This is a genomic window from Microbacterium azadirachtae, assembly GCF_025583665.1.
Taxonomy (GTDB): Bacteria; Actinomycetota; Actinomycetes; order Actinomycetales; family Microbacteriaceae; genus Microbacterium; species Microbacterium azadirachtae.
Genome location: NZ_CP099706.1, coordinates 1192201 through 1218096, shown reverse-complemented (window position 1 = coordinate 1218096; position 25896 = coordinate 1192201). Strand labels below are relative to the sequence as shown.

General features: G+C 71.6%; 28 protein-coding genes. 11 read left to right on the top strand and 17 right to left on the bottom strand.

The window, feature by feature from the left end; translation table 11 throughout:
• Positions 1–45: 45 nt before the first annotated feature.
• Together NFX31_RS05770 and NFX31_RS05765 are read left to right on the top strand one after the other, a co-directional pair.
• Positions 46–1476: an aminopeptidase P family protein gene (locus tag NFX31_RS05770; RefSeq protein ID WP_262956972.1), complete on the top strand. Its 1431-nt coding sequence runs from the start codon at positions 46–48 to the stop codon at positions 1474–1476.
• Positions 1443–2405: a phosphotransferase gene (locus NFX31_RS05765; RefSeq protein ID WP_262956971.1), complete on the top strand. Its 963-nt coding sequence runs from the start codon at positions 1443–1445 to the stop codon at positions 2403–2405. The genes NFX31_RS05770 and NFX31_RS05765 overlap by 34 nt, the downstream gene beginning before the upstream one ends.
• Positions 2406–2512: 107 nt before the next feature.
• Here NFX31_RS05765 and NFX31_RS05760 read toward each other — a convergent pair whose 3' ends face one another.
• Genes NFX31_RS05760 through NFX31_RS05750 form a run of 3 tightly spaced genes read right to left on the bottom strand, consistent with a single transcriptional unit; the run spans position 2513 to position 5075 of the window.
• Positions 2513–3691, bottom strand: a complete 1179-nt coding sequence (locus NFX31_RS05760) for a MalY/PatB family protein (protein WP_262956970.1) — start codon at positions 3689–3691, stop codon at positions 2513–2515.
• Positions 3688–4377, bottom strand: a complete 690-nt coding sequence (locus NFX31_RS05755; RefSeq protein WP_045251454.1) for an alpha/beta hydrolase family protein — start codon at positions 4375–4377, stop codon at positions 3688–3690. Before NFX31_RS05755 ends, NFX31_RS05760 begins: the two co-directional genes overlap by 4 nt.
• Complete coding sequence (locus NFX31_RS05750) at positions 4377–5075, bottom strand: YflT domain-containing protein (RefSeq protein ID WP_091480611.1); 699 nt, start codon at positions 5073–5075, stop codon at positions 4377–4379. Before NFX31_RS05750 ends, NFX31_RS05755 begins: the two co-directional genes overlap by 1 nt.
• Positions 5076–5163: 88 nt before the next feature.
• Here NFX31_RS05750 and NFX31_RS05745 point away from each other — a divergent pair, with 88 nt between their 5' ends.
• From NFX31_RS05745 to NFX31_RS05735, 3 genes are read left to right on the top strand one after another with little or no spacing between them, the layout of a single operon-like run.
• Positions 5164–6432, top strand: a complete 1269-nt coding sequence (locus NFX31_RS05745) for a magnesium transporter MgtE N-terminal domain-containing protein (RefSeq protein ID WP_045251452.1) — start codon at positions 5164–5166, stop codon at positions 6430–6432.
• Positions 6432–6956, top strand: coding sequence for a DUF1003 domain-containing protein (locus tag NFX31_RS05740; RefSeq protein ID WP_045251451.1), 525 nt, complete (start codon positions 6432–6434; stop codon positions 6954–6956). Before NFX31_RS05745 ends, NFX31_RS05740 begins: the two co-directional genes overlap by 1 nt.
• Positions 6953–8080, top strand: a complete 1128-nt coding sequence (locus NFX31_RS05735; protein ID WP_262956969.1) for an Mrp/NBP35 family ATP-binding protein — start codon at positions 6953–6955, stop codon at positions 8078–8080. The genes NFX31_RS05740 and NFX31_RS05735 overlap by 4 nt, the downstream gene beginning before the upstream one ends.
• A 28-nt stretch (positions 8081–8108) precedes the next feature.
• Here NFX31_RS05735 and NFX31_RS05730 read toward each other — a convergent pair whose 3' ends face one another.
• A complete protein-coding gene (locus tag NFX31_RS05730; RefSeq protein WP_045251449.1) occupies positions 8109–8582 on the bottom strand; it encodes a twin-arginine translocase TatA/TatE family subunit in 474 nt (157 codons plus the stop codon).
• Between the two features lie 99 nt (positions 8583–8681).
• Here NFX31_RS05730 and NFX31_RS05725 point away from each other — a divergent pair, with 99 nt between their 5' ends.
• Entirely contained in the window at positions 8682–9317 is a 636-nt protein-coding gene (locus tag NFX31_RS05725) for an O-methyltransferase (protein WP_045251448.1), read from the top strand.
• A gap of 78 nt (positions 9318–9395) precedes the next feature.
• Here NFX31_RS05725 and NFX31_RS05720 read toward each other — a convergent pair whose 3' ends face one another.
• The 3 genes from NFX31_RS05720 to dapE all read right to left on the bottom strand — a co-directional run bounded on the left by NFX31_RS05720 (position 9396) and on the right by dapE (position 11953).
• A complete protein-coding gene (locus NFX31_RS05720) occupies positions 9396–9569 on the bottom strand; it encodes a DUF3117 domain-containing protein (protein ID WP_082072398.1) in 174 nt (57 codons plus the stop codon).
• A 79-nt stretch (positions 9570–9648) separates the two neighbouring features.
• Entirely contained in the window at positions 9649–10887 is a 1239-nt protein-coding gene (locus NFX31_RS05715; protein ID WP_248700478.1) for a hypothetical protein, read from the bottom strand.
• On the bottom strand, positions 10880–11953 hold the full coding sequence (gene dapE, locus NFX31_RS05710; protein WP_262956968.1) for a succinyl-diaminopimelate desuccinylase: 1074 nt from the start codon (positions 11951–11953) through the stop codon (positions 10880–10882). Before dapE ends, NFX31_RS05715 begins: the two co-directional genes overlap by 8 nt.
• A 64-nt stretch (positions 11954–12017) precedes the next feature.
• Between dapE and dapD the strand changes: the two genes are divergently transcribed.
• Complete coding sequence (dapD, locus tag NFX31_RS05705) at positions 12018–12971, top strand: 2,3,4,5-tetrahydropyridine-2,6-dicarboxylate N-succinyltransferase (RefSeq protein WP_091480625.1); 954 nt, start codon at positions 12018–12020, stop codon at positions 12969–12971.
• An 18-nt stretch (positions 12972–12989) separates the two neighbouring features.
• Here the strand turns inward: dapD and NFX31_RS05700 are convergent, their stop codons facing one another.
• Positions 12990–13559 (bottom strand): TetR/AcrR family transcriptional regulator, encoded by a 570-nt coding sequence (locus NFX31_RS05700; RefSeq protein ID WP_262956967.1) that lies wholly within the window; start codon positions 13557–13559, stop codon positions 12990–12992.
• Between the two features lie 139 nt (positions 13560–13698).
• Between NFX31_RS05700 and NFX31_RS05695 the strand changes: the two genes are divergently transcribed.
• Both NFX31_RS05695 and NFX31_RS05690 read left to right on the top strand, forming a co-directional pair.
• Positions 13699–15099, top strand: coding sequence for an MFS transporter (locus NFX31_RS05695; protein ID WP_262956966.1), 1401 nt, complete (start codon positions 13699–13701; stop codon positions 15097–15099).
• Between the two features lie 199 nt (positions 15100–15298).
• Entirely contained in the window at positions 15299–16684 is a 1386-nt protein-coding gene (locus NFX31_RS05690; protein WP_262956965.1) for a DEAD/DEAH box helicase, read from the top strand.
• Positions 16685–16733: 49 nt separating this feature from the next.
• On the opposite strand, the gene NFX31_RS05685 is transcribed toward NFX31_RS05690, so the two are convergent.
• The 7 genes from NFX31_RS05685 to NFX31_RS05655 form a co-directional block, all read right to left on the bottom strand.
• Entirely contained in the window at positions 16734–17087 is a 354-nt protein-coding gene (locus NFX31_RS05685; RefSeq protein WP_045251443.1) for a cupin domain-containing protein, read from the bottom strand.
• A gap of 274 nt (positions 17088–17361) precedes the next feature.
• The gene (locus NFX31_RS05680; protein ID WP_082072397.1) at positions 17362–18657 is read right to left on the bottom strand and encodes a citrate synthase; all 1296 of its coding nucleotides are present in this window, start codon (positions 18655–18657) and stop codon (positions 17362–17364) included.
• 140 nt (positions 18658–18797) lie between these two features.
• The gene (dapC, locus tag NFX31_RS05675) at positions 18798–19910 is read right to left on the bottom strand and encodes a succinyldiaminopimelate transaminase (RefSeq protein WP_045251442.1); all 1113 of its coding nucleotides are present in this window, start codon (positions 19908–19910) and stop codon (positions 18798–18800) included.
• 5 nt (positions 19911–19915) lie between these two features.
• Positions 19916–20236, bottom strand: a complete 321-nt coding sequence (fdxA, locus tag NFX31_RS05670; protein WP_045251441.1) for a ferredoxin — start codon at positions 20234–20236, stop codon at positions 19916–19918.
• A 9-nt stretch (positions 20237–20245) separates the two neighbouring features.
• Entirely contained in the window at positions 20246–20686 is a 441-nt protein-coding gene (locus NFX31_RS05665) for a histidinol dehydrogenase (RefSeq protein ID WP_262956964.1), read from the bottom strand.
• Between the two features lie 35 nt (positions 20687–20721).
• The gene (locus NFX31_RS05660) at positions 20722–21036 is read right to left on the bottom strand and encodes an AzlD domain-containing protein (protein ID WP_045251439.1); all 315 of its coding nucleotides are present in this window, start codon (positions 21034–21036) and stop codon (positions 20722–20724) included.
• Positions 21033–21776: an AzlC family ABC transporter permease gene (locus NFX31_RS05655; protein WP_045251438.1), complete on the bottom strand. Its 744-nt coding sequence runs from the start codon at positions 21774–21776 to the stop codon at positions 21033–21035. Before NFX31_RS05655 ends, NFX31_RS05660 begins: the two co-directional genes overlap by 4 nt.
• Positions 21777–21841: 65 nt before the next feature.
• Here NFX31_RS05655 and NFX31_RS05650 point away from each other — a divergent pair, with 65 nt between their 5' ends.
• Positions 21842–22390, top strand: a complete 549-nt coding sequence (locus NFX31_RS05650; RefSeq protein ID WP_045251437.1) for a helix-turn-helix domain-containing protein — start codon at positions 21842–21844, stop codon at positions 22388–22390.
• 52 nt (positions 22391–22442) lie between these two features.
• Here the strand turns inward: NFX31_RS05650 and typA are convergent, their stop codons facing one another.
• On the bottom strand, positions 22443–24353 hold the full coding sequence (gene typA / locus NFX31_RS05645) for a translational GTPase TypA (RefSeq protein WP_091740327.1): 1911 nt from the start codon (positions 24351–24353) through the stop codon (positions 22443–22445).
• Between the two features lie 139 nt (positions 24354–24492).
• On the opposite strand from typA, the gene NFX31_RS05640 reads away from it, so the two are divergent.
• The gene (locus tag NFX31_RS05640; RefSeq protein WP_045251435.1) at positions 24493–25290 is read left to right on the top strand and encodes a CPBP family intramembrane glutamic endopeptidase; all 798 of its coding nucleotides are present in this window, start codon (positions 24493–24495) and stop codon (positions 25288–25290) included.
• 30 nt (positions 25291–25320) lie between these two features.
• On the opposite strand, the gene NFX31_RS05635 is transcribed toward NFX31_RS05640, so the two are convergent.
• Entirely contained in the window at positions 25321–25893 is a 573-nt protein-coding gene (locus NFX31_RS05635) for a PH domain-containing protein (protein ID WP_262956963.1), read from the bottom strand.
• Positions 25894–25896: the final 3 nt, after the last annotated feature.

Sequence of the window (25896 nt, the reverse complement as noted above, 5' to 3'; positions counted from 1 at the left end):
CACGAGCGGGATCCGGGGCCCGCCGGGCGATGAGAGGATGGAGCCATGACCTCCGAGCACGACACGATCGAGCAGCAGGGCGACGCCGCCACCGCGACCACCTCGACGTCCGCCAACCGCCGTCAGCCCTTCCCCCAGGGCTTCCTCGACACCATCTCCACGGGCTGGGCCGAGCGCCCCGAGACCCTTCCCGCACCGCGTGCGCAGGCGCCGTATGCGGCGAAGCGGCGCGACGCTCTCTCCGCCGCGTTCCCCGGCAAGCGCCTGGTGATCCCCGCGGGATCCCTCAAGCAGCGCAGCAACGACACGGACTACCCGTTCCGCGCGCACTCGGCCTTCGCGCACCTCACCGGCTGGGCCGCCGACGCCGAGCCCGACTCGCTGCTGGTCTTCGAGCCGACGACCGACGGGCACGACGTCACCCTCTACTTCCGCGAGCGCGCGGACCGCACCACGAGCGAGTTCTACTCCGACGCCACGATCGGCGAGTTCTGGATCGGCCCCCGGCCGGCGCTGGGCGGCGTCGCCGCGGATCTGGGTCTCGCCACCGCCCACCTCGACGACTTCGCCGCGGGCGAGCACGACCTCGTCGTCGACGAGGACGCCGAGCTCACCCAGGTCGTCTCCGAGCTGCGCCTGATCAAGGACGAGTACGAGATCGCCGAGATGCGCCGCGCGGTCGAGATCACCGCGAACGGCTTCGACGACATCATCCGCGACCTTCCGCGCGCCGTGGCGCACCCGCGCGGCGAGCGCATCGTCGAGGGCGTGTTCCACCAGCGCGCCCGCAGCGACGGCAACTGGGAGGGCTACGACACCATCGCCGCCTCCGGCCCGCACGCCTGCTACCTGCACTGGACCCGCAACGACGGCGCGGTGCTGCCGGGCGACCTCATCCTCATCGACGCGGGCGCCGAGGCCGACAGCCTCTACACGGCCGACATCACCCGCACCCTCCCGGTCAGCGGCACGTTCAGCGATGTGCAGCGCCGGATCTACGACACGGTCGTCGAGGCGGCCGACGCCGCCTTCGGCGCCGCGAAGATCGGCGTGCCGTTCCGCGAGGTGCACGCGGCCGCGATGGACGTGATCGCCCGCCGGACGGCCGAGTGGGGCCTGCTTCCTGTGACCGCGGAGGAGGCGCTGGACGCCGACAAGGGCGGCCAGCACCGCCGCTACATGGTGCACGGCACGAGCCACCACCTCGGCATCGACGTGCACGACTGCGCCCAGGCGCGCCGCGAGATGTACTACGACGGGCTGATCCAGGAAGGCATGGTGTTCACGATCGAACCGGGCCTGTACTTCCAGATCGACGACGTGACGGTTCCCGAGGAGTACCGCGGCATCGGCGTGCGCATCGAGGACGACATCCTCATCACCGCCGACGGACCGGTGAACCTCTCCGCCGGCATCCCGCGCACCTCCGCCGAGATCGAGGCGTGGATCGCCACGGTGCAGGGCGCGGCGTCCTGACCGAGGACCGGTCCCTGAGCTCGTCGAAGGGTCCCGGACAGCTCCGGGTGGCCGAGGCCGCCGCGACCGAACGGATCGCGGCGGCCTTTCCCGCGTTCGCGGGGCGGCCGGTGCGCGCGCTCGCGACGCCGGGCACGGTGAACGCCCTGTTCCGGATCGGCGACGCGCACGTCGCGCGCTTCCCGCTGCAGCCGACCTCGTACGCCGAGATCGCCGCCGAAGCGGCCGCTCTCGAGGAGTTCGCGACGGTCGCGCCGTTCCCCGCTCCCGTCCCGGTGGGCGTCGTCGACGGCGACGCCGGCTACCCCTCCGCCTGGTCGGTGCAGACGTGGATCCCGGGGCGCACCGCGTCGGAGGGCGAGCCCGACGGATCGGAGAGCACGTGTCCCGGCTTCGCCGAGGATCTGGCGCACCTCATCGTCGCCCTGCGCGCCGCACCGCTGCGCGGCCGGAGCTTCGACGGCCGGGGTCGCGGCGGTGACCTCCGCGCGCACGAGGACTGGATGTCGGAGTGCTTCGCGCGCAGCGCGCACCTGCTCGACGTGGGCGCGGCGCGCTCGCTCTGGGCGCGCCTGTCGCGGATACCGCATCCGGGCGTCGAGGTCATGTCGCATCGGGATCTGATCCCGCCGAACCTCGTGCTCTCGGACGACGGGCGGCTCGGCGGGGTCCTGGACAGCGGGTCCTTCGGCCCGGCCGACCCCGCCCTCGACCTGGTGGTCGCGTGGCACGTGCTCGATCGGCGGGACAGGCTCGCACTCAGGGCCGCCCTGGGCTGCGGCGACGCCGAATGGCAGCGCGGGGCCGCGTGGGCGCTGCAGCAGGCGATGGGCCTGGGGTGGTACTACGAGCGGACGAACGCCGTCATGGCCGCACTCGGTCTGCGCACGATGGGACGCCTGCTCGCGGATCCGGACCTGGCGGGCTGAGCGCCGGCACAGCGCACGCGACACCTCACCCACGCGGATCCGCCGCCGCGCCGGGTCATGTTCGTCTGACACCCGTCGGCACGCGGGTCCGAGCCGGCGATCGGACCTCAGCGCGCGGCGTGGTCGCGGAGCGCGTCCGCCATCTGCCGCACGGCCTGCTCGATGATCGGGCGCGGGGTCGCGAGGATGAAGCGCAGGTAGCCCTCCCCCGCCGCGCCGCAGGCGATGCCGTCGGTCATCGCGACGCCCGCGCGGGTGCGGAAGAAGTCGGCCGGGGATCCGTCGATGCCCAGATCCCGAGCATCCAGCCAGGCGATGTACGTGCCCTCCGGCGCGCGATAGCCCATCGCCGGGATGTGCTCCGCGAGCAGGTCTCCGAGCAGCCGGCGATTGCCGTCGAGGTAGGCCAGCGTCTCTTCGAGCCAGTCCCGCCCCTCGTCGAACGCGGCCGTCGCCGCCACCACGCCGAGGTTCGCCGTGCCGTGCTCGGCCCAGGCGACCTCGGGGCGTGCCCACATCTCCACATCGGCGTCGTTCGTCAGGATCACCTGCGCCGCCTTGAGACCGGGCAGGTTCCACGCCTTCGACGCACTGGTCGCGGTGATCGTGTGCGCCGCGGCAGCGGGGCTGATGCTCGCGTAGGGCACATGCCGGTGCGGCGCGAACACCAGCGGCGCATGGATCTCGTCCGAGAACACCCGTGCGCCCCGTCGTTCGACGATCTCGGCGACCGCCTCCAGCTCCTCGCGCTCGAACACCCGGCCGAGCGGGTTGTAGGGGTTGCACAGGATCAGCAGGCCACCGCCGTCGGCCAGGGCGCGGTCGATTCCGTCCAGGTCGTAGACATGCCGCCCGCCCTCGACGAGCATCGGGACCTCGACGGTCTCGCGGCCGTGCATCGCGGGGATGGTCACGAACGGCATGTACGCGGGCGTCGGCAGCACGATCGCAGAGCCGGCGGCGGTGAAGAAGTCGATCGTGGTGCGCAGCGCGGTCAGCACGTCCGGCACTGGACGGATCCGCTCCGGCGGCACGTCCCAGCCGTAGCGGTCGCGCTGCCAGCGGGCCGTCGCCTCCGCCATGCGCGTGCGCACCGCGGCAGGAAGGTATCCCGTGAGTCCCGCGTCGACGGCGTTCTTCACCGCGTCGGCGACCGCCGGGGCCGTGGGAAAGTCCATCTCGGCGACGAAAGCGCCGATCGCCTCGGGGAACGCCGACCACTTGAGGCTGCCGGCTTCGCGCAGCCGCTCGATCCCGATGGCGTCCAGCTCCTGCGCGGTGCTCATGCGATCCCCCTCGCGAAGTCCGCGACCAGAGGGGCCAGCGATGCGCCGAGCTCGGCCGGCGCCTGCTTCCTCCCCTTCACCTCGAACGAGTGGCCGCCACCGTCGATCCACGCGATCCGCGCACTCCGGCAGGAGGCGACGGCCTCCTCGAGCTGCGCGAGCGGCTGCACGAACGGGTCGTTCGTCCCCTCGACGAACAGCTGCGGCTGCGCCACCGCGGGCAGGTGCTCGATCCGCGGCTTCTCCGGCTTGCCGGGCGGATGCAGCGGATACCCGAGATACGCGAGCCCTGCGACGTCGAGCCCGGGCTCCTCAGCCGCCGCCATCGACGCCATCCGGCCCCCGTAGGACTTGCCGCAGGCGAACACGGGCCCGTTCCCGCGCTGCCGTGCCGCAGCCGTCACGGCGCGCCAGGTCAGCAGCGCGTGCGCAGCGGGACCCGGCATCCTCCGGCCCGCCTCCATGTACGGGAAGGTGAAGCGCAGAGCGTGGAGCCCTGCGGCCTGCAGCGCCGCGGCGAATCCGAGCAGGAAGGGGTGATCCATCCCGGCGCCGGCGCCGTGCGCGATCACGACGATCGGCGCCTCCGTCGCATCCGTCGCCGCAGGGGCGAACGCCGCGGACACCTCGACGGGTCCGCCGGGCAGCCGCACCGGGGCACGGAACCGCTCCTCGCCCGAGGGCATCATCGGGACGAGCCGTCGCCGTCCGATCGCTCGCCCTCGGCCGGCTGCTCGCCGTCGGCGGGCGCGGCCTCCGGGGCCGTCCCCTCGACCGGGGCCGGCGCGGCCGGCGGCATGGGCGGCAGCGGCGGCCGCTCCGGGATCACGCGCTCGCCGTAGCGCGGCGGCTCGTCGACCCGCTCGCCGTACTGAGGCGGCTCGGCCACGGCCGACGGAGCCGGGCGCGGCGTCGGCGTCACCGACCGGCCCAGCACCTGGCGCGCCTTGCCGACCGAGGCGGCCAGCACGGTCACCTCGTAGTGGTCCGCCTTGAGCTGCATCACGCTCGCGTAGTCGCGACGGCGCCGCACGATCGAATAGGTGACGAGGCTGAGGATCATGCCGATCGCGACGCCCACGAACAGGATCCCGACGAACGCCTGCATCGGGACCGCCGGGTTGCCGAGCACGAAGATCGCCGACAGGAACAGGCCGATGAGCACGCCGTTGACGGCGCCGGACCGCGCCGCGTTCGCATAGCCCAGGCGCCCGGTGACCCGCTCGACGGTCTGCACGCCGACGCCCACGATCGCGATCGCCCTCGCCGGGATCTCGCCGGCGATCAGCTGCGAGACGAGCTTCTGCGCGGCTTCGTACTCGGTCACCGTGGCGACCGTCTCGCCGATCTCGCCCGCGGGGCCCGACGCGTTCAGCATGCTCATCCGACCATTGTTCCACGCGGCCGCCCGGAGACCGCCGGATGCCGTCACCCACCCCGGATCCCTAGGCTCAGGACACTACGCTGGAACCATGAGCACACAGCGGGTTTTCGTCGCGCGCCTGGCCGGGTGCGCCGTGTTCGACCCCGCCGGCGACCGGATCGGCAAAGTCCGAGATGTCGTCGTCGTGTACCGAAGTAGCGCGGCCCCGCGCGTGATCGGGCTGGTGTGCGAGATCCCCGGACGCCGGCAGGTGTTCCTCTCCATCGGACGCGTCGGCTCGATCAGCACCGGACAGGTGATCTCCTCCGGGCTGATGAACGTGCGCCGCTTCAAGCCGCGCAACGGCGAGGTGCGGATCATGGCCGAGCTCATCGGACGCCGCGTCGACTTCGCGGACGCCTCCGGGACGGCCGTGATCGAGGATGTGGCGATCGAGCCGAACCGGCTCGGCGAATGGTCGGTGAGCCAGCTGTTCCTGCGCAAGCCGAAGACGAGCGCGTCGCCGTTCGCGAAGGGGCCCACCACCTTCGCGACCTGGAACGAGGTGCGCGAGCACAACCGTCCGGGCGAGGCGCAGTCCGCCGAGCAGCTCGTCGCGACGTTCTCGGAGATGCACCCCGCAGACCTCGCGAACACGCTGCTCGACCTGCCCCAGCAGCGCCGCATCGAGGTGGCCGAGGAGCTGCCCGACGAGCGTCTCGCCGACGCCCTCGAGGAGATGCCCGAGGACGACCAGATGGACATCCTGGACCGGCTCGGCGACGAGCGCGCCGCCGACATCCTCGACCAGATGGAGCCGGACGACGCCGCCGACCTCCTCGCCCAGCTCCCCCAGGGGCGCCTGGAGCACCTCCTCGAGCTGATGGAGCCGGAGGAGGCCGAGGACGTGCGCATGCTGCTGCGCTACAGCCCCGACACCGCGGGCGGTCTGATGACGCCGGAGCCCATCATCCTCTCCGCCGACGCGACCGTGGCCGAGGCGCTGGCGCTGATCCGCCGGCACGAGCTGCATCCCGCGCTGGCCGCGGCCGTCTTCATCACGCTGCCCCCCTTCGAGACGCCCACCGGGCGCCTGCTCGGGGTCGTGCACTTCCAGCGCATGCTGCGCTATCCCCCGCACGAGCGGCTCGGCGCCATCGTCGACGACACGCTCGAGCCGGTGCCGGCGACCGCGTCGGCCGCGGAGGTCGCGCGCATGCTCGCGAGCTATGACCTCGTCTCACTCCCCGTGGTCGACCAGGCCCACCGCCTGGTGGGCGCGATCAGCGTGGACGACGTGCTCGACTACCTGCTGCCCGACGACTGGCGCTCGCACGATGCGGAACCGTCCGTCCCGACGCAGGGCGGAGCGGGATGATGGCGAAGTCGGACCGCCGGGGACTGGATCTTCCCCGCGGTCGCTCCGGCATGCTCGGCCGCGGTGCCACCTCCTCCGGATCGAGCGACACGTTCGGGCGCTTCTCCGAGGCGTTCGCCCGTGCGATGGGGACCTCGGGCTTCCTCATCGGGATGAGCGTGTTCGTCGCGATCTGGCTGTGGTGGAACATCGCGATGCCGAAGGAATGGCAGTTCGACCCGGCCGCGACGAACTTCACCCTGCTCACGCTGATCCTGTCGCTGCAGGCCTCGTACGCCGCTCCCCTGATCCTGCTCGCGCAGAACCGGCAGGACGACCGCGACCGCGTGCAGATCGAGCAGGACCGCCAGCGTGCGGAGCGCAATCTCGCCGACACCGAGTACCTGGCCCGGGAGATCGTCGCCCTGCGGATGGCTCTCGAGGAGCGCTCGTCGCAGGGCGTCACCCGCGAGGTGCTGCGCGCAGAACTCCGAGCGATGCTCGCGGAGCTGCGCGACGAGGATCCGGCGGAGCAGGCTCCGTGACCGACGCGCTCGCCGCCGAGGTCCGTCGCGCCGTCGGCGCCGTCACCGACCCCGAGCTGCGCCGTCCGCTCGCCGATCTCGACATGCTCCGCGACATCACGGTCGAGGGCGCCGTCGCGCATGTCGGCATCGTGCTCACCATCGTGGGCTGCCCCGCCGCGACCCGGATCGAGGCGGACGTGCACGCGGCGGCAGCCGCGGTTCCCGGCATCGACACCGTCGAGGTCGCGGTCGGCGTGATGACGCCCGACGAGCGGCGCGCCCTCACCGAGCGCCTGCGCGACGGCCGGGCACCGCGGCAGATGCCGTTCGGACCGGACTCGCTCACGCGCGTGATCGCGGTCACGAGCGGCAAGGGCGGGGTCGGCAAGTCGACGCTGACCGCCAACCTCGCGGTCGCGCTCGCCGCGCGCGGCCGCCGCGTGGGACTGATCGACGCCGACGTGCACGGCTTCTCCATCCCGGGGCTGCTGGGCATCGCGCCCGGCACGCAGCCCACCCGCATCGACGACCTGATGCTGCCGCCGGTCGCGCATGACGTGAAGGCGATCTCGATCGGGATGTTCCTCCGCGAGGGCGAATCGGTGGTCGCCTGGCGCGGACCGATGCTCCACCGCACCGTGCAGCAGTTCCTCACCGACGTGTTCTTCGGCGACCTCGACGTGCTCCTCATCGACATGCCGCCGGGGACGGGCGACATCGCGATCACCCTGGGGCAGCTGCTCCCCCACGCCGACGTGCTCGTCGTGACCACCCCGCAGGAGGCGGCCGCAGAGGTCGCGATCCGCAGCGGTCTGGTCGCCCGGCAGACGGGTCAGCGCGTGATCGGCGTCGTCGAGAACATGGCTGCGCTCACGCTGCCGGACGGCAGCTCGCTCGACCTGTTCGGGTCCGGCGGAGGCCAGGCGGTCGCAGACGCCCTCTCGAAGGGCGCGGATCCGGTGCCCCTGCTCGCCTCGGTGCCGTTGAGCCCGGCGCTGCGCGCGGGCGGCGATGCCGGCGCTCCGGTCGTGCTCTCGGATCCGGAGGATCCTGCCGCGCGGGCGATCCTCACGGTCGCCGATGCCGTGGACCGCTCCGGGCGTTCGCTCGCCGGGCGGCACCTGCCGCTCAGCCTGAGCTGATCGCCTCGGCCAGCCGCGGATCTGCGCCTCAGGTGGCTTCGCTGTCGTACGGCGGCAGTTCGTCGGCGGAGAAGACCTTCGGCGCCCGGGAGGCGGGAGCCGTCGAAGCGGGCTCGGCCCCGGCGGACGCCGCATTCATCGCCGTCGCGGTCGCCAGCAGCGCGGCGGCCGATCCTGCGGCGGGAGCGGCGGCGGGCGCCGATTCGGCCGGTGCCGCCGGCGCCACGGGACGCGGTGCTGCCGGGGTGTCGTCCAGCAGGGCGTCGCGGATGATCCGGCGCGGGTCGTACTGGCGCGGATCGAGCTTGCGCCAATCCAGCTCGTCGATCTCGGGACCGACCTCTTCGCGCATGCGGTCCTTGGCCCCGCGCAGATAGTCGCCCGCCTGCTTGACCAGGCGCGCGAACGTCTCCGCGTACCGCGGGAGCCGCTCGGGGCCCACGAGAAGGGCTGCGATCACGCCGATCACGAGCAGCTTCTCGATGGTGATGCCGAAGAACATGTCACAAGGGTACCGCCGCGCCTGGCCGCCTCGCGCACGCTCTGCGCCTACGCTGAGTGAGAAACACGCGGTGCACTGAACGACCGCTAGGGAGTCGAAGTGAGCGAGCAGGACGCCAACGCGCGGTACGTACGCGAGGCCATCGTGGAACCGGACGAGATCGCCCGGGCACGGGCGCACGCGGTGGAACTCGGAGCGCAGCCGATCAGCGCCGCCGTCGGCGCGCAGATCGCCGTGCTCGCCGCCGCCACCGCAGCGCGTTCGATCGTCGAGATCGGCACCGGAGCGGGCGTCTCCGGCCTGTGGCTGCTGCGCGGCGCGCCGAAGGCGGTGCTCACCTCCATCGACAACGAGCCCGAGCATCTCGCCGCGGCGCGCACGGCGTTCCAGGACGCGCGGATCCCCCCGACGAGGGCGCGCTTCATCGCCGGCCGGGCCGCCGACGTGCTGCCCCGCATGAACGAGGCGGCCTACGACATCGTGCTGGTGGATGCGGATCCGGAGAACGTCATCGAGTACGTCGAGCACGGCCTGAGGCTGGTCCGCGCGGGAGGGACGGTGCTGGTGCCGCGCATCCTCGCCGGCGGACGCGTCGCGGATCCGGTGCAGCGCGACGACGTGACCGTGGCCTACCGCTCCCTCATCCAGGAGACGCAGCAGTCCCCCGCCGTGCTGGCGGCGCTGAGCACCGTCGGCGAGGGCCTGCTCCAGCTGACCAGCATCGCCGCGGCCTGAGCCGAGAGACCGAGACACGAGAAAGGGACCGCCGAGATCGGCGGTCCCTTTTCGTGATTCGTGGAATCGTGCGAGTCGTCAGGCGGCTGCCACGACGCTGCTGAGCACGTCGTGAAGCTCCTTCGCCTCGGCGTCGTTGACGGAGACGACCAGGCGTCCGCCGCCCTCGAGCGGGACGCGCACGATGATGAGCCGGCCCTCCTTTACGGCCTCCATCGGTCCGTCGCCGGTCCTCGGCTTCATCGCTGCCATCGCGGTGCTCCCTTTCCTCGGTGGTCTACAGGTTCCATATTAGTGGGTGCTGGGACACCGCTTACCGCGACCGCGCTGTTCAGGGCACGCGCCAGAAGGTGTCGGCGTATCCGTAGACGTTCGAGATCCACACCCACTGCAGCCCCAGGCAGACCACGAGCACGGCGCCGCGCAGCCACCAGGAGCGGCGCCAGCCCACCGCGCCCCACAGCGGCGCGAGCGGGAACATCAGCCGCAGCGTGCTGGACTGCGGGAAGAACACCGCGAGCAGATAGAGCGCGTAGCTCGCCGCGTAGAGGCGGATCTCCGGGCCCAGCCGCCGCACGCCGGGGCCGAGGACGAGCGCTGCGGCGAACAGCAGGACGGCCAGGCCGAGCACGACGAGGCCGACCCAGCCGGGCACGCCCAGCAGTCGCGCCCAATACGGCATCGCCGACAGCCATCCCTCGAACGGCGCGAACGACGGCGCGCCGTGCTGGGGCATCCAGAACCCGCGCCAGCTCAGCTCGGTCTCCAGATACGCGTTCGGCACGCCGGTCGCGATCCCGGCGATGACCTGCCAGGCGAAGCCGGTCACGACCGCGAGCGCGCCGAGGCCAAGGTAGTGCGCGATCTCGCGACCCGACAGCGGGTCGGCGCGGCGTCGGAACCAGCGCAGCACGAGCATGAGACCGAGCATGAGCGCGAACGCCAGCACCCCCGGCCGGGTGAACGCCATGAGCACGATGAGCGGATACAGCCGCACGTAGCGGCGCCGCATCAGGCCGTCCAGGGCGAGGAGCAGGAACAGCATGTTCAGCACCTCGGCGTAGCCGACCTGGAACAGGGCCCCGAGGGGACCCGCCGCGAAGAAGATCACGGTCCAGACGGCCGCCATCCGCCCGATCCTGTCCCGCATCATGCGGAACAGCACGAGACAGCAGAGATAGCCGGCGACCAGCGACACGATCGCGGCGCCGATGGGCCATCCGCCCTCGCCGAAGGGCAGGCCGACCGCCTTCGACACCCACGCGTAGAGCGGCAGGAACGCCCACGAGTTCTGGGTGATGTGCCCGTCCGGTCCGAGCGGCAGCGTCGTCGGGTAGCCGTAGACGGCGATGTACCAGTACCACTGCGCGTCCCAGCCGCTCACGAACGACGCGATCGTCGCGTGCGCGCCGAACCGGGATCCGGGGCTGCCGGAGAGCCCGGTCGCGATCAGCAGCATCGCCGTGGTGATCAGCCGCGCGCCCAGGTAGAGCGCGAGGATCCCCGCCCAGGCGGGCGTGCGCGCGTACGACCGTGCCGCCCAGCGGGGCAGGGCGGCGACCTCAGGCACCGCGCAGCCAGGAGCGCAGGCCGTCCTCGGTGGCCGTGATCTGCGCGATCGGGACCCTCTCCTCGTCGTGGTGCGCGAGATGCGGGTCCCCCGGACCGTAGTTGACCGCGGGGATGCCGAGCGCGGAGAACCGCGCGACGTCGGTCCAGCCGTACTTCGGCTTCGGCGTCGCGCCCACGGCGGTGACGAACTCCTGCGCGATCGGCGCATCCAGGCCCGGGCGCGCTCCCTCGGCGACATCGGTGATCTCCACGTCGAATCCGACGAACACGTTGCGCACGTGCGCCTCGGCGGCGGCGGCGGAACGGCTCGGGGCGAACCGGTAGTTCACCTCGACCTCGCACAGGTCGGGGATGACGTTGCCCGCGATGCCGCCGCTGATGCGCACGGCGTTCAGGCCCTCGCGATAGTCCAGGCCGTCCACGGCGATCTCGCGCGGACGGTATTCGGCCAGCCGGGCCAGGATCGGCGCGGCGCGGTGGATCGCGTTCTCGCCGATCCAGGCGCGCGCCGAGTGCGCGCGCACCCCGGTGGTGCGCACCACGGCGCGCAGCGTGCCGTTGCAGCCGCCCTCCACCTCGCCGTTCGACGGCTCGCCGAGGATCGCGAAGTCTGCCTGGAAGAGGTCGGGCCGGCTCTCTGCGAGCAGCTTCAGGCCGTTCCGCGCGGCCTCGACCTCTTCGTTGTCGTACCACATCCACGTGATGTCGACCGCGGGCTCGACGAGCTCGGCGGCGAGCTTCAGCTGCACCGCCACCCCCGCCTTCATGTCGACGGTGCCGCGGCCCTGGATCATGGGGACGCCGTCGACCTCGACATCGCGGGTCGGCACGTTGCCGTTGATGGGCACCGTGTCGATGTGCCCCGCGATCGCCACGCGCTGCGCACGTCCGAGGTGCGTGCGGGCGACGATCGTGTTCCCCTCGCGGATCACCTCGAGGTGGGCGAGGCCGCGGATCGACTCCTCGATCAGGTCGGCGAGGTGCGCCTCGGATCCCGATTCGCTGGGGATGTCGCAGATCGCGCGGGTGATGTCCGCCGCGGAGGCGGTGAGATCGAGCGGCATGCCCCCACCCTAGCGCCGCGTCATGAAGGCGAAGCTGGACAGGAGGTTTCGGTAGCGTGGACGCATGACCGATGCGCGCACGATCCACGGCTCCGGCCTGACCACCATCGCCGGGGACGGCACCGTTCTGGACGCGTGGTTCGCCGAGGTCGCGGCGGGCGCGCCCTCCGCGGGCGATCTCGCCGCCTCGGCGATGACGTTCGAGACGCTCGCCGGCGCGGACGAGCGACGCAACGTGACCGTCGAGGCCGTGCAGCTGACGATCGACCTCGACGAGGCGCCCGCGTCCACCGCCGACGCGTACCTGCGCCTGCACGCCCTCTCGCACCTGCTCGTGCGCCCGAACGAGCTGAACCTCGACGGCATCTTCGCGCACCTCCCCAACGTCGCATGGACCAGCGCAGGTCCGATGCTCCCCGCCGACGCGGCGCGCCTGCGCCCGCTGCTGCAGCGCGCCGGGATCCAGATCACGGGCGTCGACAAGTTCCCGCGGCTGACCGACTACGTCCTGCCCGCGGGAGTGCGCATCGCGGACGCGTCGCGGGTGCGCCTGGGCGCGCACCTCGCCCCCGGCACCACCGTCATGCACGAGGGCTTCGTGAACTTCAACGCCGGCACGCTCGGCGCCTCGATGGTCGAGGGGCGGATCTCGCAGGGCGTCGTGGTCGGAGACGGATCCGACATCGGCGGAGGCTCCTCGATCATGGGCACGCTGTCCGGCGGGGGCACGCACCGCGTCTCGATCGGCGCGCGCACCCTGCTGGGGGCGAACGCCGGCATCGGGATCTCGCTCGGCGACGACTGCATCGTCGAGGCGGGGCTGTACGTCACCGCGGGCACGAAGATCGTCCTCGCCGACGCCGCCCCCACGGCGGACGGCGGTCGCCCCGTCGTCAAGGGCGCCGAGCTGAGCGGCGAGAACGGGATCCTGTTCCGACGCAACTCGCTCTCGGGCGCGGTCGAGGCCGTTCGCCGCGCCGGCGTCGGCGTGACCCTCAACGAGGCCCTGCACGCCTGAGCGTCCGGGCGCGGACGGCTACGCCTTGAGCGATCCGACCGCGAGCGAGAGCACGCGGCGGCGCTGCGCGTCGTCGTCGTAGGCGACCGCGCTCACGCCGCCGATGAGCTTGACGACGTCGGCGATCGCGAGATCCGCCTTCACGGCGCCCGCGGCCTGCGCGCGGGCCAGCAGCGGCTCGCCGGCGCCGAGCATCACGCCGCGGCACTCGGCGAACACCGAGGACTCGCGGTTGAGGCCGTCCAGGAGCACGTGCTTGGTGCCGACGTACTCCACGAAGCGGTCCAGCCAGGCTTCGAACGCTGCCCACGGCTCGAGATCGGCGACCTCGTCGGCCGCGTCCGCGAGCGCAGCGACCTCGCGCAGGTAGAGCGTCTCGATGAGGTCGTCCCTCGTCGGGAAGTTGCGGTAGAGCGTGCCGATGCCGACGCCCGCACGACGGGCGATGTCCTCGAGGGACGCGTCCGAGCCGTCCTCGGCGAACGCCGCACGACCGGCGGCGACGAGAGCGTCGAAGTTCCGCGCGGCGTCGGCGCGACGCGGACGCCGCTCCTCCAGCGTGGCCGTCGCCCGGTTCTGACCGCCCATCGTGCCGTCCCTCCAGAAAAGTCTTCATGAACCTCTTGCAAAGCGGAGGCACCCTCCGCTAATCTCAATCCGGAGGCACCCTCCGTTCGGAGGTCTCCTCTCACTTTACCCCTCTTCTCCAGGCTTCGGAAGGGAACTCATGTCCCGCTCATCCACCTCGATCCTGGTCGCGATCGCCGTGGCGGTCTCCTCCATCGCGCTTCTGCAGAACCTCGTCATCCCGCTCGTCCCGCTGGTCCAGGCCGAGTTCGGCGTGACCGCCGACGCCGCCAGCTGGACGATGACCGCGTGGCTCATCGCCGCCGCGGTCGCCACCCCCACCCTCGGCCGCGTCGGCGATCTGCGCGGCCGGCGCACGACCTTCCTCGTCACCCTCGGCGTGACGGCGGCGGGCGACGTGCTCGCCGCCGTCGCCCCGTCGCTCGAGGTGCTCATCGTCGCCCGCGTGCTGCAGGGAATCGGCGGGGCGCTCTTCCCCCTCGCGTACGGGCTGCTCCGCGACGCGCTCCCCCGGGAGCGCGTGACCGGGGCGATCGGCATCGTCAGCGCCGTGATCGGCATCGGCGGCGCGGCGGGCACGGTGCTCGCCGGCCCGCTCGCCGACCTCGTGGGCTGGCGCGGCACCTTCGCGGTGCCGTTCCTGGTCGCAGCCCTCGGCGCCTTCCTCACCCTGGCCGCGGTCCGCGACACCGGGCTGCGCACTCAGGGCCGCGTCAACGGGCGCTCGTCGGTGCTGCTGTCGCTGTGGCTGGTCGCGCTGCTCGTCCCGCTCAGCACCGGGGCGCGCTGGGGCTGGACGTCGCCGGCCGTGCTCGTGCTCTTCGCCGTGGCCGCACTCGCGTTCGCCGCGTGGATCCTGTCCGAACTGCGCTCCGCGGAGCCCCTCGTGGATCTGCGACTGCTCGCCTCGCCCGCGATCTGGCCGGTGAACGCCGCCTCGCTGCTGATCGGAGCCGGCGTGTTCGCCTTCTGGGGCTACCTGCCCCAGTTCCTCGAGCTCGCGTCCTCGGCCGGCGGCACAGGACTGTCGGTCCGCGATGCCGGACTCATGCTCGTGCCCATGCTCATCGGCATGAGCGGCGTGGGCTTCGCGACCGGCGCCCTCAATCGGGTGCTCTCCCTGCGCACCCTGCTGGTGATCGGCGCCGTGCTGATGGGCGCCTCGGGCGCCGCGGCCGCGCTCGCGCACTCCGCCCCGTGGCAGCTGGCCCTGGCAGGCGCCGGGTTCGGCATCGGCTGCGGTCTCGCCTACGCGGCCTCGGCCGGGATCGTCGTGCAGAGCGTGCCCGCGCAGGTCACCGGCGTCGCGACCGGCGTGAACGCGAACCTGCGCACGATCGGATCCGCCATCGGATCCGCCGCGACCGGTGCGATCGTGTTCGGCTCCTCCGCGCACGGCACCGCGGGTGGCTTCGCGACGGCCTGGGCGCTCGTCGCGGTCAGCACTCTCCTGGCCGGCGCGATCGTCTGGGCGGTGCGCACCCGCACCAGCACTCCGACCGCGTCGACCACGGCGCCCGAGCTGGTCGAGGCCGTCTGAACGCGGCATCCGGGTATCCGGGATAGGATGGACGAGATGTCGGAGTCTCCGGCATCTCGTCGCCATCCCGGATCCCTGGATTCATCATCCCTGGAAGTGGAGCCCCGCTCCCCCTCGTGATCCGGTTCCCGAGCGGCGACCTTTCGCGCCGCACCCCGGCGCCTGTATGCGACCGGCGTATCCGGTCCAGGAGATATCCATGCCTTCCTTCCTCGATCTCGGCGTGCCCGCGCCCCTGGCTGCGGTGCTCGCCGGCGACGGCAAGACCGAAGCCTTCCCCATCCAGCAGGGCACCCTGCCCGACTCCCTCGCGGGACGCGACCTTCTCGGCCGCGGCCGCACCGGCAGCGGCAAGACCCTCGCGTTCGCGATCCCCCTCGTCGCCCGCCTCACCGGAGCGACGTCCCGCCCGCAGCATCCGCGCGGCCTGGTGCTGGCACCGACCCGCGAGCTCGCCACGCAGATCGCGGCGACCGTCGCCCCGCTGGCCAAGGCCGCGGGCCTGCGCGTCACCACCGTGTTCGGCGGTGTCAGCCAGCGCCCCCAGGAGGAGGCCCTGCGCCGCGGCGTCGACATCGTCGTGGCCTGCCCCGGCCGTCTCGAAGACCTCATGAAGCAGGGCGTCGTGCGCCTGGACGAGGTGCGCGTGACCGTGCTCGACGAGGCCGATCACATGGCCGACCTCGGCTTCCTTCCCGGCGTCACCCGCATCCTCGCGGCCACCCCGCAGGGCGGCCAGCGTCTGCTGTTCAGCGCGACGCTCGACAACGGCATCGACGTGCTCGCGCGCCGCTTCCTCTCCAACGCCGTGAGCCACGAAGTCGACGAGGCCAGCGTCCCCGTCGGCGAGATGACGCACCGCGTCCTCGAGGTCGCCGACGCCGAGTCCAAGAAGACGCTCGTCAACGAGCTCGCCTCGGGCGCCGGCCGGCGCATCCTGTTCACGCGCACCAAGCACCAGGCGAAGAAGCTCGCCAAGGTGCTGACCACGGCCGGGATCCCGGCCGTGGACCTGCACGGCAACCTCGGACAGAACGCCCGCGAGCGCAACCTCGCCGCCTTCTCCGCCGACCCGGCCGAGGGCGGCGTGCGCGTGCTCGTCGCCACCGACGTGGCCGCGCGCGGCGTGCACGTCGACGACGTCGACCTGGTCGTGCATGTGGATCCGCCTGCAGAGCACAAGGCGTACCTGCACCGCTCCGGCCGCACCGCGCGCGCCGGCGCCGCGGGCACCGTCGTCACGGTGCTGCTGCCCGAGCAGCGGCGCGACGTGAAGGATCTGCTCCGCAAGGCGCAGATCACGGCGGCCATCGAGCCGGTCTCCGCCGCCTCCCCCGCCGTGGTCGAGCTGATCGGCGCGAAGGCGGCCTACGTCAAGCCCGCACCGAAGCCCGCTGCGCAGCAGCCCGCCAGGAAGAAGCCGGCCTCCGGCGCTTCCGGATCCCCGCGCCAGGGCCAGCCGCGTCAGGGGCAGGGCCAGGGTCAGCCGCGGCACACGACCGGCGATGTCGCCGCGCCGGCACCCGCCGCGCGTCGGCGTCGTCGCCGGTCGTCGCGCCCCCAGGGCACCCCGACCACGCGCTGAGCACTGCGGCGGTCGCGAGGCTTCCGGCCCGCGGCCGCCGCACAACGGCTCACGCCGGCTTCGCGTAGCCCTTCACACCCGTGTCGAGAAAGACGCAGGCCGTGTCGCCGACCGTCCAGGCATCGTGCCCGGGGCTCAGGTCGACCACGTCGCCCGGCCCCATGTCGAGCTCGGTTCCGTCGTCGAACCGCACGGTCATCCGCCCCTCGAGGCAGATCCCTGTGTGATGCGTCTGACACGAATCGGTGCCCGCGATCGGCTTGACATCGTTCGACCATCGCCAGCCCGGCTCGAAGACGCCTCGCCCCAGCGTGAAGTCGCCGAGGGTGACGACGTCCATGTGACCGTGGTCATGGAAGGGGCGTCGCTCGTGCGGCGTCTCGATGTTGTGCTTGTCAGACATGAGAACCTCCCACGGGTGATCGGGTGACCGGCATCGGCAGCGCTCACCCGGGGACGCTCAGGACGCCGTGACGGATGCGGCCGCGCACGCTCGTGCCGTCTGCCTCGCATCGTCGTGGACGGTGATCACGAGCTCCGGCGTCCTGCCGGTCCCGAACCGTCTCGCGGCGTCGTCAGGTCGACCTCGACCGTCCCCGACCGCCCCCAGTCATTGAGAGTCGTACACCCGCCTGCCCGGGGCCGTCAAGAGGCGGCGTCCCGGGATCTCCTCGACCTCAGCTGCGGCGGAAGTCGCGCTCCTGCGAGCCCGTGTACAGCTGCTGCGGGCGGCCGATCTTGGTCTGCGGGTCGAGATTCAGCTCACGCCACTGCGCAAGCCAGCCGGGCAGGCGGCCGATCGCGAACAGCACGGTGAACATGCGCGTCGGGAAGCCCATGGCCTTGTAGATGACGCCAGTGTAGAAGTCGACGTTCGGGTAGAGCCGACGCTCCTGGAAATACTCGTCAGCCAGGGCGATCTCCTCGAGCTCCTTCGCGAGATCGAGGAGCGGATCCGTGACGCCGAGCTCGGCGAGCACCTGATCCGCCGCCGCCTTGACGAGCTTCGCGCGCGGGTCGTAGTTCTTGTAGACGCGGTGCCCGAAGCCCATGAGCTTCACGCCGTCTTCCTTGTTCTTCACGCGCTCCACGAAGCGCTGCATGCTCTGGCCGGAGTCGCGGATCTGCGCGAGCATCGTCAGCACCGCCTCGTTCGCGCCGCCGTGCAGCGGACCTGAGAGCGCCTGGATCCCGGCCGAGATGGAGGCGAACTGGTTCGCACCGGTCGAGCCGACCAGGCGCACGGTCGAGGTGGACGCGTTCTGCTCGTGGTCCTCGTGCAGGATCAGCAGCAGCTCGAGCGCCTTGGACATGACCGGGTTGATCTCGTACGGCTCGCTGTGCACGCCGAAGTTCAGCTTCAGGAAGTTGTCGACGAAGCTCAGGGAGTTGTCCGGGTACAGGAACGCCTGCCCGATGCTCTTCTTGTGCGCGTAGGCCGCGATCACGGGGAGCTTTGCGAGCATGCGGATCGTATTGAGCTCGACGTGTTCCGGATTGTGCGGATCCGACTCGTTCTCGTAGTAGGTCGAGAGCGCAGCGACGGCCGAGGACAGCACCGCCATCGGGTGCGCGTTGTCGGGAAGCGCCTGGAAGAAGTGCTTCAGGTCCTCGTGGAGGAGCGTGTGCCGGCGGATCTTCTCGTCGAACTCGGCGAGCTCGGCGGGCGTCGGAAGCTCGCCGTAGATGAGCAGCCAGGCGACCTCGAGGTACGAGCAGGAGTTCGCGATCTGCTCGATCGGATAGCCGCGATAGCGCAGGATCCCCTTGTCGCCGTCGATGAACGTGATCGCCGACTTCGTCGACGCCGTGTTCACGAAGCCGTAGTCCAGACCCGTGTGACCGGTCTGGCGCGTGAGCGTGGAGAAATCGATGCTGCTGTGCCCGTCGGTGCCGTGCAGGACCGGGAACTCCGCGGTCGTCTCGCCTACTGTCAGCGTCGCCTTCGTAGGCCGCTCGCCCGCTGCGCTCACGCAGACCTCCTCATGCGTCTGTCGATGGGGGATGTGCGATCGGTGCCGGTGGGCGCGGATCGCGACGCTTGTACAGCCTATCCCCCGTCCGGACCTACTGTGAAAACGGCCAAGACTGCACGGGCAGGCACTGTGGACACCTACGAAACGCTGCCGCGGAGGCGTGCCGCCGCCGCCTCGACGCGCTCCAGGGGCGCCGTCAACGACAGCCGCACGTGCTCGGGCGAATGGTCGCCGTAGAACGGTCCCGGACCCGCCAGGATCCCGAGATCGGCGAGCCGGCCCATCGACTCCCAGGCGTCCCTGCCCTCGGTCGCCCACAGATACAGGCCCGCCTCGGAGCCGTCGATGCGGAACCCCGCGTCGACGAGAGCGGGCCGCAGCACCTCGCGACGGCGCCGGTAGAGCTCCTTCTGCGCGGCGACGTGCTCGTCGTCGCGCAGGGCGACCTCCATCGCGTGCTGCACCGGCGCGGGCGGCATCAGCCCGAGGTGCTTGCGCGCGGTGAGGATCTCGCCGACCACGCGAGCGCACCCGGCGACGAACGCCGCGCGGTACCCGGCGAGGTTGGACTGCTTGCTCAGCGAGTAGACGCTGAGCAGACCCGAACGCGTTCCGCCGGTGACGCGGGGATCCAGCACGCTGGGCACCGGCTCGGTCGCCCACGGTCCGTCCCAGCCGAGCTCGGCGTAGCACTCGTCGCTCGCGAGGACCGCGCCGAGCTCGCGGGCCCGGGTCACGGCCGCGGCCAGCTCCGGCACCGTCCAGGTGCGCCCGTCGGGGTTGCCCGGGGTGTTGATCCAGATGAGCTTCGCGCCCTCCGGCCAGAGCGCCGGGTCGTCCTCGCTGACCACGGTCGCACCGGCGACCTGCGCGCCGACGGCATACGTCGGATAGGCGACCCGCGGCTGCACCACGACATCGCCGGGACCGAGTCCGAGCAGCGTCGGCAGCAGCGCCACGAGCTCCTTCGACCCGATCGTGGGCATCACGTTGTCCACGCGCAGGTCCGGCACGCCGCGACGTCGTGCGTACCACTCGACGATCGCCTCGCGCAGCGCCGGGGTGCCGACCGTCTGCGGGTAGGAGTGCGCGTCGGTCGCCTCGGAGAGCGCCCGGCGGATGATCTCCGGGGTGGGATCGACCGGAGATCCGATCGCGAGATCGACGATGCCGCCGGGATGCGCAGCCGCGCGCTCGCGGAACGGCGTGACCGCGTCCCAGGGGTAGTCGGCGAGGTCGCGGACGGACATGCCGGCTACTCGCCCTGCGGCGGCAGGGCGGCGATGATCGCGTGATCGTGATGGATCACGCCGACCTTGGCGGCACCGCCCGGGGAGCCGATCTCGTCGAAGAACTCGACATTGGCCTTGTAGTAGTCGGCCCACTCCTCGGGGAGGTCGTCCTCGTAGTAGATGGCCTCGACCGGGCACACCGGCTCGCAGGCACCGCAGTCCACGCACTCATCCGGGTGGATGTACAAGGAGCGCTCACCCTCGTAGATGCAGTCCACGGGGCACTCGTCGACGCAGGCACGGTCCTTCACGTCGACACAGGGAAGAGCGATCACATAGGTCACGGGTCAAGTCTACGACCCGTCGACCGACACCTCTCCCGAGCCGGGGCGCGCCCCGGCGGTGCGGGCCGCCTGCTCCTGCTGGAGCCGGCGGATGCGACCGAAGTCCGGCCAGGCGGCGACCAGCAGCACCATGCCGGCGACCGTCCAGGTCCACACCACGCCCAGCAGGTCGTTCGGCACGATGACCGATCCGCCGGGACCGCGTCCGGAGATCACGACCATCCCCGCGAGCATGCCGAGACCGGTGACCAGCGCCGCCCAGCGATCATGCAGCAGCAGGCGCACGGCGAGCAGGATCCCGCCGCACGCGACGATGCCGAGCGCGAGCCCCACCCCGTTCACGCCCCAGAGGGAGGATGCGTGGGTGACCGTCGCCGCCAGCCCGAAGACCGCGCCCACGACGAGCATAGCCACCCAGGAGAGCACTCGGCTGAGCCATGATCCGCGCATCCCTCGAGCTTACGCGGCGCACCTGTCGCGGTGTCTCAGGCAGCCCAGCCGACCAGGCGCAGGAGGGCGGCGACGACGGCCGCGGCGATCACCACGATGAGGAACGACTGCCGCAGCCACAGCAGTCCCGCCGCCACGAGCACTGCGGGCACCCGCGCGTCCACGACGATGTGCTGGCCCGACGCGAGCGCCTGCACCGCGACCAGCGCCGCGAGCAGCGCGACGGTGAGCAGATCCGTGATGCGTGCCGGACGGGGCGCCTCCAGCACCGACGCCGGCACCAGATAGCCCGCCCCCTTGAGAGCGAGGCAGCCGATCGCCGCGAGCAGCACCGCGTTCCAGAGCGTCATGATTCCCCCTCCGCGGAGACCGCCTTCGGCCCCAGCCAGTTGAACCAGCCGACGACGATCGCGACGAGCGCCGCGACCAGCACCGGCAGGCCGGGGATCAGCACCGGAGTGAGCGCCGTGGCCACGGCCGCTGCCGCGATGCCCACGGCGATCGCCTGGCGCCGGCGCAGCCGCGGCCACAGCAGGGCGAGGAAGGCGGCGGCCGCGGCGGCGTCCAGTCCATAGGTCTTCGGGTCCCCCAGCACGTCCCCGAGCAGCGCCCCGAGCAGGGTCGTCAGGTTCCAGCCGGCGTAGATGCCCAGGCCCGTGATCCAGAACCCGGCCGTGCGCGCCCGCGGCGAGGTCTGCGCGAGCGACACGGCGGTGGACTCGTCGATCGTGAACGGCGCAGCGGCGGCGCGGCGAAGCACCCCGCGGCCGATCACGGGAGACATCCGCATGCCGTACGCCACGTTGCGCACGCCCAGGAGCAGGGCCGAGGCGATCGCCGCGGGCGCCGCCGCGAGCCCGCCGGCACCGATCACCCCGACGAAGGCGAACTGGGATCCGCCGGTGAACATCAGCAGGCTCAGCACGCACGTCTGCCAGACGTCGAAGCCGCTCGCCACCGCGAGCGCCCCGAAGGAGATGCCGTACGCGCTGGTGGCGAGGGCCACGCCGAACGCCTCCCGGCGGGCTGTGCGGACCTCCGCGGCGGACTCTTCCTCGCCCCGGTCGATCGTTCGCTCCTCTGAACGCATGACGATCATTCTGAACAGGGTTGGGGTGTTTGTCAACGCGAACGATCGTTTGGAATACTGGCCGCATGGATGATCTCCGTGAACGCATCTCCCGCTCCCTGCGTCGCGAGCGCGAGGCTGCGGGGATCTCCGTGTCCGAGCTCGCCCGCCGCGCCGGCGTCTCCAAGGCGACGGTGTCCCAGCTCGAGAACGGGTCCACCGGGCCGAGCGTCGAGACGCTCTGGGCGATCGCCGACGCCCTCGGCCTCCCCTTCGCCGCCTTCGTCGAAGAGCGCACGCACGCGCCGACGCTGATCCGCGCCGGCGAGCACGCCGGAGTGCCCTCCGCCGCGGCTCCGTACGTGGCGACCCTGGTGGCCGCCTGTCCCCCGGGCGCACGCCGCGACATCTACGTCATCCAGGCCGAGCCGGGCGAGCCGCGCCGTTCCCAGCCGCATCACGTCGGCACCACCGAGCACGTGGTGCTGATCACCGGCCGTGCGCTGATCGGTCCCGCGGACGAGGCCGTCGAGCTGCATCCGGGCGACTACCTCTCCTACGCCGGAGACGCCGGGCACGTGTTCGAGGCGCTCGAGCCCGGCACCTCCGCGGTGCTCATCTCCGAGCTGCGCTGACGACGAAGGCCCTGCCGCGCCGGGTGGCGGGCAGGGCCTTCGGAGGAGGGTCTCAGCCGTTCGCGTCCTGGCGCTTCTGGCGCGAGGCCTCACGGCCGCGGACCGTCGCGTCCAGGATCACCTTGCGGATGCGCACCTTCTCGGGCGTGACCTCGACGCATTCGTCGTCACGGGCGAACTCAAGGCTCTCCTCGAGCGTGAGCAGGCGCGGCGGCGTCATCGACTCGAAGTTGTCCGCCGTGGAGGAGCGCATGTTGGTGAGCTTCTTCTCCTTGGTGATGTTCACGTCCATGTCGTCGGCGCGCGAGTTCTCGCCGATGACCATGCCCTCGTAGACCTCTTCGGTGGGCTGCACGAAGAACGACATGCGCTCCTGCAGGGCGATCATCGCGAACGGGGTCACGACGCCCGTGCGGTCGGCGACGATCGAGCCGTTCTGGCGCGTCGTGATCTGGCCGGCCCACGGCTCGTAGCCGTGCGAGATCGCGTTCGCGATGCCGGTGCCGCGGGTGGTGGTGAGGAACTCGCTGCGGAATCCGATGAGACCGCGCGAGGGGACGATGAACTCCATGCGCACCCAGCCGGTGCCGTGGTTGGTCATGTTCTCCATGCGGCCCTTGCGGTTCGCGAGGAGCTGGGTGATCGCGCCGAGGTGCTCCTCCGGCGTGTCGATCGTGAGGTGCTCGAACGGCTCGTAGGTCTTGCCGTCGATCTTCTTCGTGACCACCTGCGGCTTGCCCACGGTGAGCTCGAAGCCCTCGCGGCGCATGTTCTCGACGAGGATCGCGAGCGCGAGCTCGCCGCGGCCCTGCACCTCCCACGCGTCGGGGCGGCCGATGTCGACGACCTTGAGGGAGACGTTTCCGATGAGCTCGCGGTCCAGACGGTCCTTGACCATGCGGGCGGTGAGCTTGTGCCCCTTGACCTTGCCCATGAGCGGCGAGGTGTTGGTGCCGATGGTCATCGAGATCGCCGGGTCGTCGACCGTGATGGCCGGCAGCGGACGCACGTCCTCGGGATCCGCGATCGTCTCGCCGATCGTGATGTCGGCGATGCCGGCGATCGCGACGATGTCGCCGGGGCCGGCCTCCTCGGCGGGGTAGCGCTCGAGGGCACGGGTCTTGAGCAGCTCGGTGATCCGGGCGTTGCTGGTGGATCCGTCGCCGCGCACCCAGGCCACGGTCTGGCCCTTCTTCAGAGTGCCGTTGAAGATGCGCAGCAGCGCGAGGCGGCCGAGGAACGGCGAGGAGTCGAGGTTGGTGACCCACGCCTGCAGCGGCGCCTCGTCGTCGTACGCCGGAGCCGGCACGTGCTCGAGGATGGCCTCGAACAGCGGCTCAAGGTCGTCGTTGTCCGGCAGCGAGCCGTTGTCGGGGCGGGTGCGCGAGGCGGCACCGGCGCGCCCCGAGGCGTACACGACGGGCACGTCGAGCAGCGCGTCGACGTCGAGGTCCGGCACGTCGTCGACCAGGTCGGACGCGAGGCCCAGCAGCAGGTCGTGCGCCTCCTCCTCGACCTCGGCGATGCGCGCGTCGGGACGGTCGGTCTTGTTCACGAGCAGGATGACGGGCAGCTTCGCCTCGAGCGCCTTGCGCAGCACGAAGCGGGTCTGCGGGAGCGGACCCTCGGACGCGTCGACGAGCAGCACGACGCCGTCGACCATGGACAGGCCGCGCTCGACCTCGCCGCCGAAGTCGGCGTGGCCCGGGGTGTCGATCACGTTGATCGTGATCGGGGTGTCGGTGTGCACGCCGTTGTACGTGATCGCCGTGTTCTTGGCGAGGATCGTGATGCCCTTCTCACGCTCCAGGTCGTTGGAGTCCATCGCGCGCTCCTCGACGTGCGCATGCTCGCCGAAGGATCCGGTCTGGCGGAGCATGGCGTCGACCAGCGTGGTCTTGCCGTGGTCGACGTGCGCGACGATGGCGACGTTGCGGAGATCGGAACGGAGGGCGTGCGCCATGAAGGAATCCAATGCAGATGGGGTTTCGCCCGGGATTCCGGACTCTTCAGGATACATCACCGCACCTGGACGCCCTCTGCGGACAGACCCGCCCGCGCACCCGCGGCGGATCCATACGGCTCCGCCCTACGCTCGACGCATGAGGATTGCCCTGCCCCCGCCCCCGCCGGACGCGCCGTCGCGGACGCGGCTCCGGTGGGAGATCGCGATCGTGCTCGCGCTCGGGCTCGGGCAGTCGGCCGTCTACGCCGTGGTGCAGCTCATCGACCGCTACTCCCGCCCGACGCCGCTCGCCCAGCAGTCCGCGACGCTGAATCCCGCGCTCTCCGACCGGCAGGTGTTCGACCTGCTGTACCAGCTGCTCGGGATCGCGTTCTCCGTGGCACCGGTGCTGCTGGTGTGCTTCCTGCTCTGGCTCCCGGCACGACCGCGTCTCGGCGCCCTCGGCCTGGACGGGCGCCGCATCGGACGCGACATCGGATGGGGCGCCTCCCTGGTGCTCGCGATCGGCGTTCCGGGCCTCGCCCTCTACGTCGTCGGACGGCTCACCGGGCTCTTCGTGGCCGTGGACCCCGGCGCGCAGAGCGCGTACTGGTGGACGATCCCGGTCCTCCTGCTCTCCGCGGCGCGCGCCGCGATCCAGGAGGAGTTCGTCGTGCTCGGCTATCTGTTCGCCCGGCTGCGTCAGCTCGGCTGGGGCCCCTGGACGATCGTGCTGGCGACATCCGTGCTGCGCGCGAGCTATCACCTCTACCAAGGGCCGGGGGCGTTCGTGGGCAACCTCGGGATGGGGCTGCTCTTCGGCTTCCTGTTCCTGCGCACGGGACGGCTCCTGCCGTTCCTGGTGGCGCACTTCCTCATCGACGCCGCGGTGTTCGTCGGCTACCCGTGGGTCGCCACGACCTGGCCCGCGCTCTTCGGCCTGCCGCCGCACTGAGGCGCGCGGACCCGGCGCATCGAGGCGGGGTCAGCGGGTGACCGCGATCGCGATCGCCGCCCAGACGACGATCACGGCCAGGGCGCCCAGCGCGGGCCAGTCCCAGCTGCGCCGGATCGGCGCGTCCGCGCCCTCCCCCACGGCGCCGGCGGGACGCTCGATCGCGTTCTCCCAGCGGGCGCGCACGTCGGTGAGCGTCTGGAGGCTCTGCGGCACGTTGAGCTCGCCGGAGCGCTTCATGCGCGGCGACTGGATCCGTCCAGGGCCGCCCCAGCACGCCAGCGAGCGGCCGTCGTCGAGGGTGAAGTCCAGCTGCCAGCGCAGGTCGAGCTCGGTGACCCGGCGCCACCCGAACCGCGTGCGCCGCAGGAAGTTCTGCACCCTGGCGCCCTCCTCGTCGACGTGCACCATCGACACGACGCTGATCACGTAGATGAGCCAGAGCACGAGCAGCACCCACGGTGCGAGCAGGAGCATCAGGCCCCAGCTCCCCCGGATCACGGCGTCGCCGAGCAGGAACACCGCGATCGCCGCGCACACCACGAGAACGGCGATGCCCGTGGGCGCGCGGTAGGTCCGCGCGCCCACGGGCATCTGATCCATCGA

Excerpts from the sequence above, each read along its gene's own strand:
- NFX31_RS05770 (WP_262956972.1), top strand. The coding sequence starts at position 46 with ATGACCTCCGAGCACGACACGATCGAGCAGCAGGGCGACGCCGCCACC.
- NFX31_RS05760 (WP_262956970.1), bottom strand. The coding sequence starts at position 3,691 with ATGAGCACCGCGCAGGAGCTGGACGCCATCGGGATCGAGCGGCTGCGC.
- NFX31_RS05755 (WP_045251454.1), bottom strand. The coding sequence starts at position 4,377 with ATGCCCTCGGGCGAGGAGCGGTTCCGTGCCCCGGTGCGGCTGCCCGGC.
- NFX31_RS05750 (WP_091480611.1), bottom strand. The coding sequence starts at position 5,075 with ATGAGCATGCTGAACGCGTCGGGCCCCGCGGGCGAGATCGGCGAGACG.
- NFX31_RS05745 (WP_045251452.1), top strand. The coding sequence starts at position 5,164 with ATGAGCACACAGCGGGTTTTCGTCGCGCGCCTGGCCGGGTGCGCCGTG.
- NFX31_RS05740 (WP_045251451.1), top strand. The coding sequence starts at position 6,432 with ATGGCGAAGTCGGACCGCCGGGGACTGGATCTTCCCCGCGGTCGCTCC.
- NFX31_RS05730 (WP_045251449.1), bottom strand. The coding sequence starts at position 8,582 with ATGTTCTTCGGCATCACCATCGAGAAGCTGCTCGTGATCGGCGTGATC.
- NFX31_RS05720 (WP_082072398.1), bottom strand. The coding sequence starts at position 9,569 with ATGGCAGCGATGAAGCCGAGGACCGGCGACGGACCGATGGAGGCCGTA.
- dapE (WP_262956968.1), bottom strand. The coding sequence starts at position 11,953 with ATGCCGCTCGATCTCACCGCCTCCGCGGCGGACATCACCCGCGCGATC.
- dapD (WP_091480625.1), top strand. The coding sequence starts at position 12,018 with ATGACCGATGCGCGCACGATCCACGGCTCCGGCCTGACCACCATCGCC.
- NFX31_RS05700 (WP_262956967.1), bottom strand. The coding sequence starts at position 13,559 with ATGGGCGGTCAGAACCGGGCGACGGCCACGCTGGAGGAGCGGCGTCCG.
- NFX31_RS05695 (WP_262956966.1), top strand. The coding sequence starts at position 13,699 with ATGTCCCGCTCATCCACCTCGATCCTGGTCGCGATCGCCGTGGCGGTC.
- NFX31_RS05690 (WP_262956965.1), top strand. The coding sequence starts at position 15,299 with ATGCCTTCCTTCCTCGATCTCGGCGTGCCCGCGCCCCTGGCTGCGGTG.
- NFX31_RS05685 (WP_045251443.1), bottom strand. The coding sequence starts at position 17,087 with ATGTCTGACAAGCACAACATCGAGACGCCGCACGAGCGACGCCCCTTC.
- dapC (WP_045251442.1), bottom strand. The coding sequence starts at position 19,910 with ATGTCCGTCCGCGACCTCGCCGACTACCCCTGGGACGCGGTCACGCCG.
- NFX31_RS05665 (WP_262956964.1), bottom strand. The coding sequence starts at position 20,686 with ATGCGCGGATCATGGCTCAGCCGAGTGCTCTCCTGGGTGGCTATGCTC.
- NFX31_RS05660 (WP_045251439.1), bottom strand. The coding sequence starts at position 21,036 with ATGACGCTCTGGAACGCGGTGCTGCTCGCGGCGATCGGCTGCCTCGCT.
- NFX31_RS05655 (WP_045251438.1), bottom strand. The coding sequence starts at position 21,776 with ATGCGTTCAGAGGAGCGAACGATCGACCGGGGCGAGGAAGAGTCCGCC.
- NFX31_RS05650 (WP_045251437.1), top strand. The coding sequence starts at position 21,842 with ATGGATGATCTCCGTGAACGCATCTCCCGCTCCCTGCGTCGCGAGCGC.
- typA (WP_091740327.1), bottom strand. The coding sequence starts at position 24,353 with ATGGCGCACGCCCTCCGTTCCGATCTCCGCAACGTCGCCATCGTCGCG.
- NFX31_RS05640 (WP_045251435.1), top strand. The coding sequence starts at position 24,493 with ATGAGGATTGCCCTGCCCCCGCCCCCGCCGGACGCGCCGTCGCGGACG.
- NFX31_RS05635 (WP_262956963.1), bottom strand. The coding sequence starts at position 25,893 with ATGGATCAGATGCCCGTGGGCGCGCGGACCTACCGCGCGCCCACGGGC.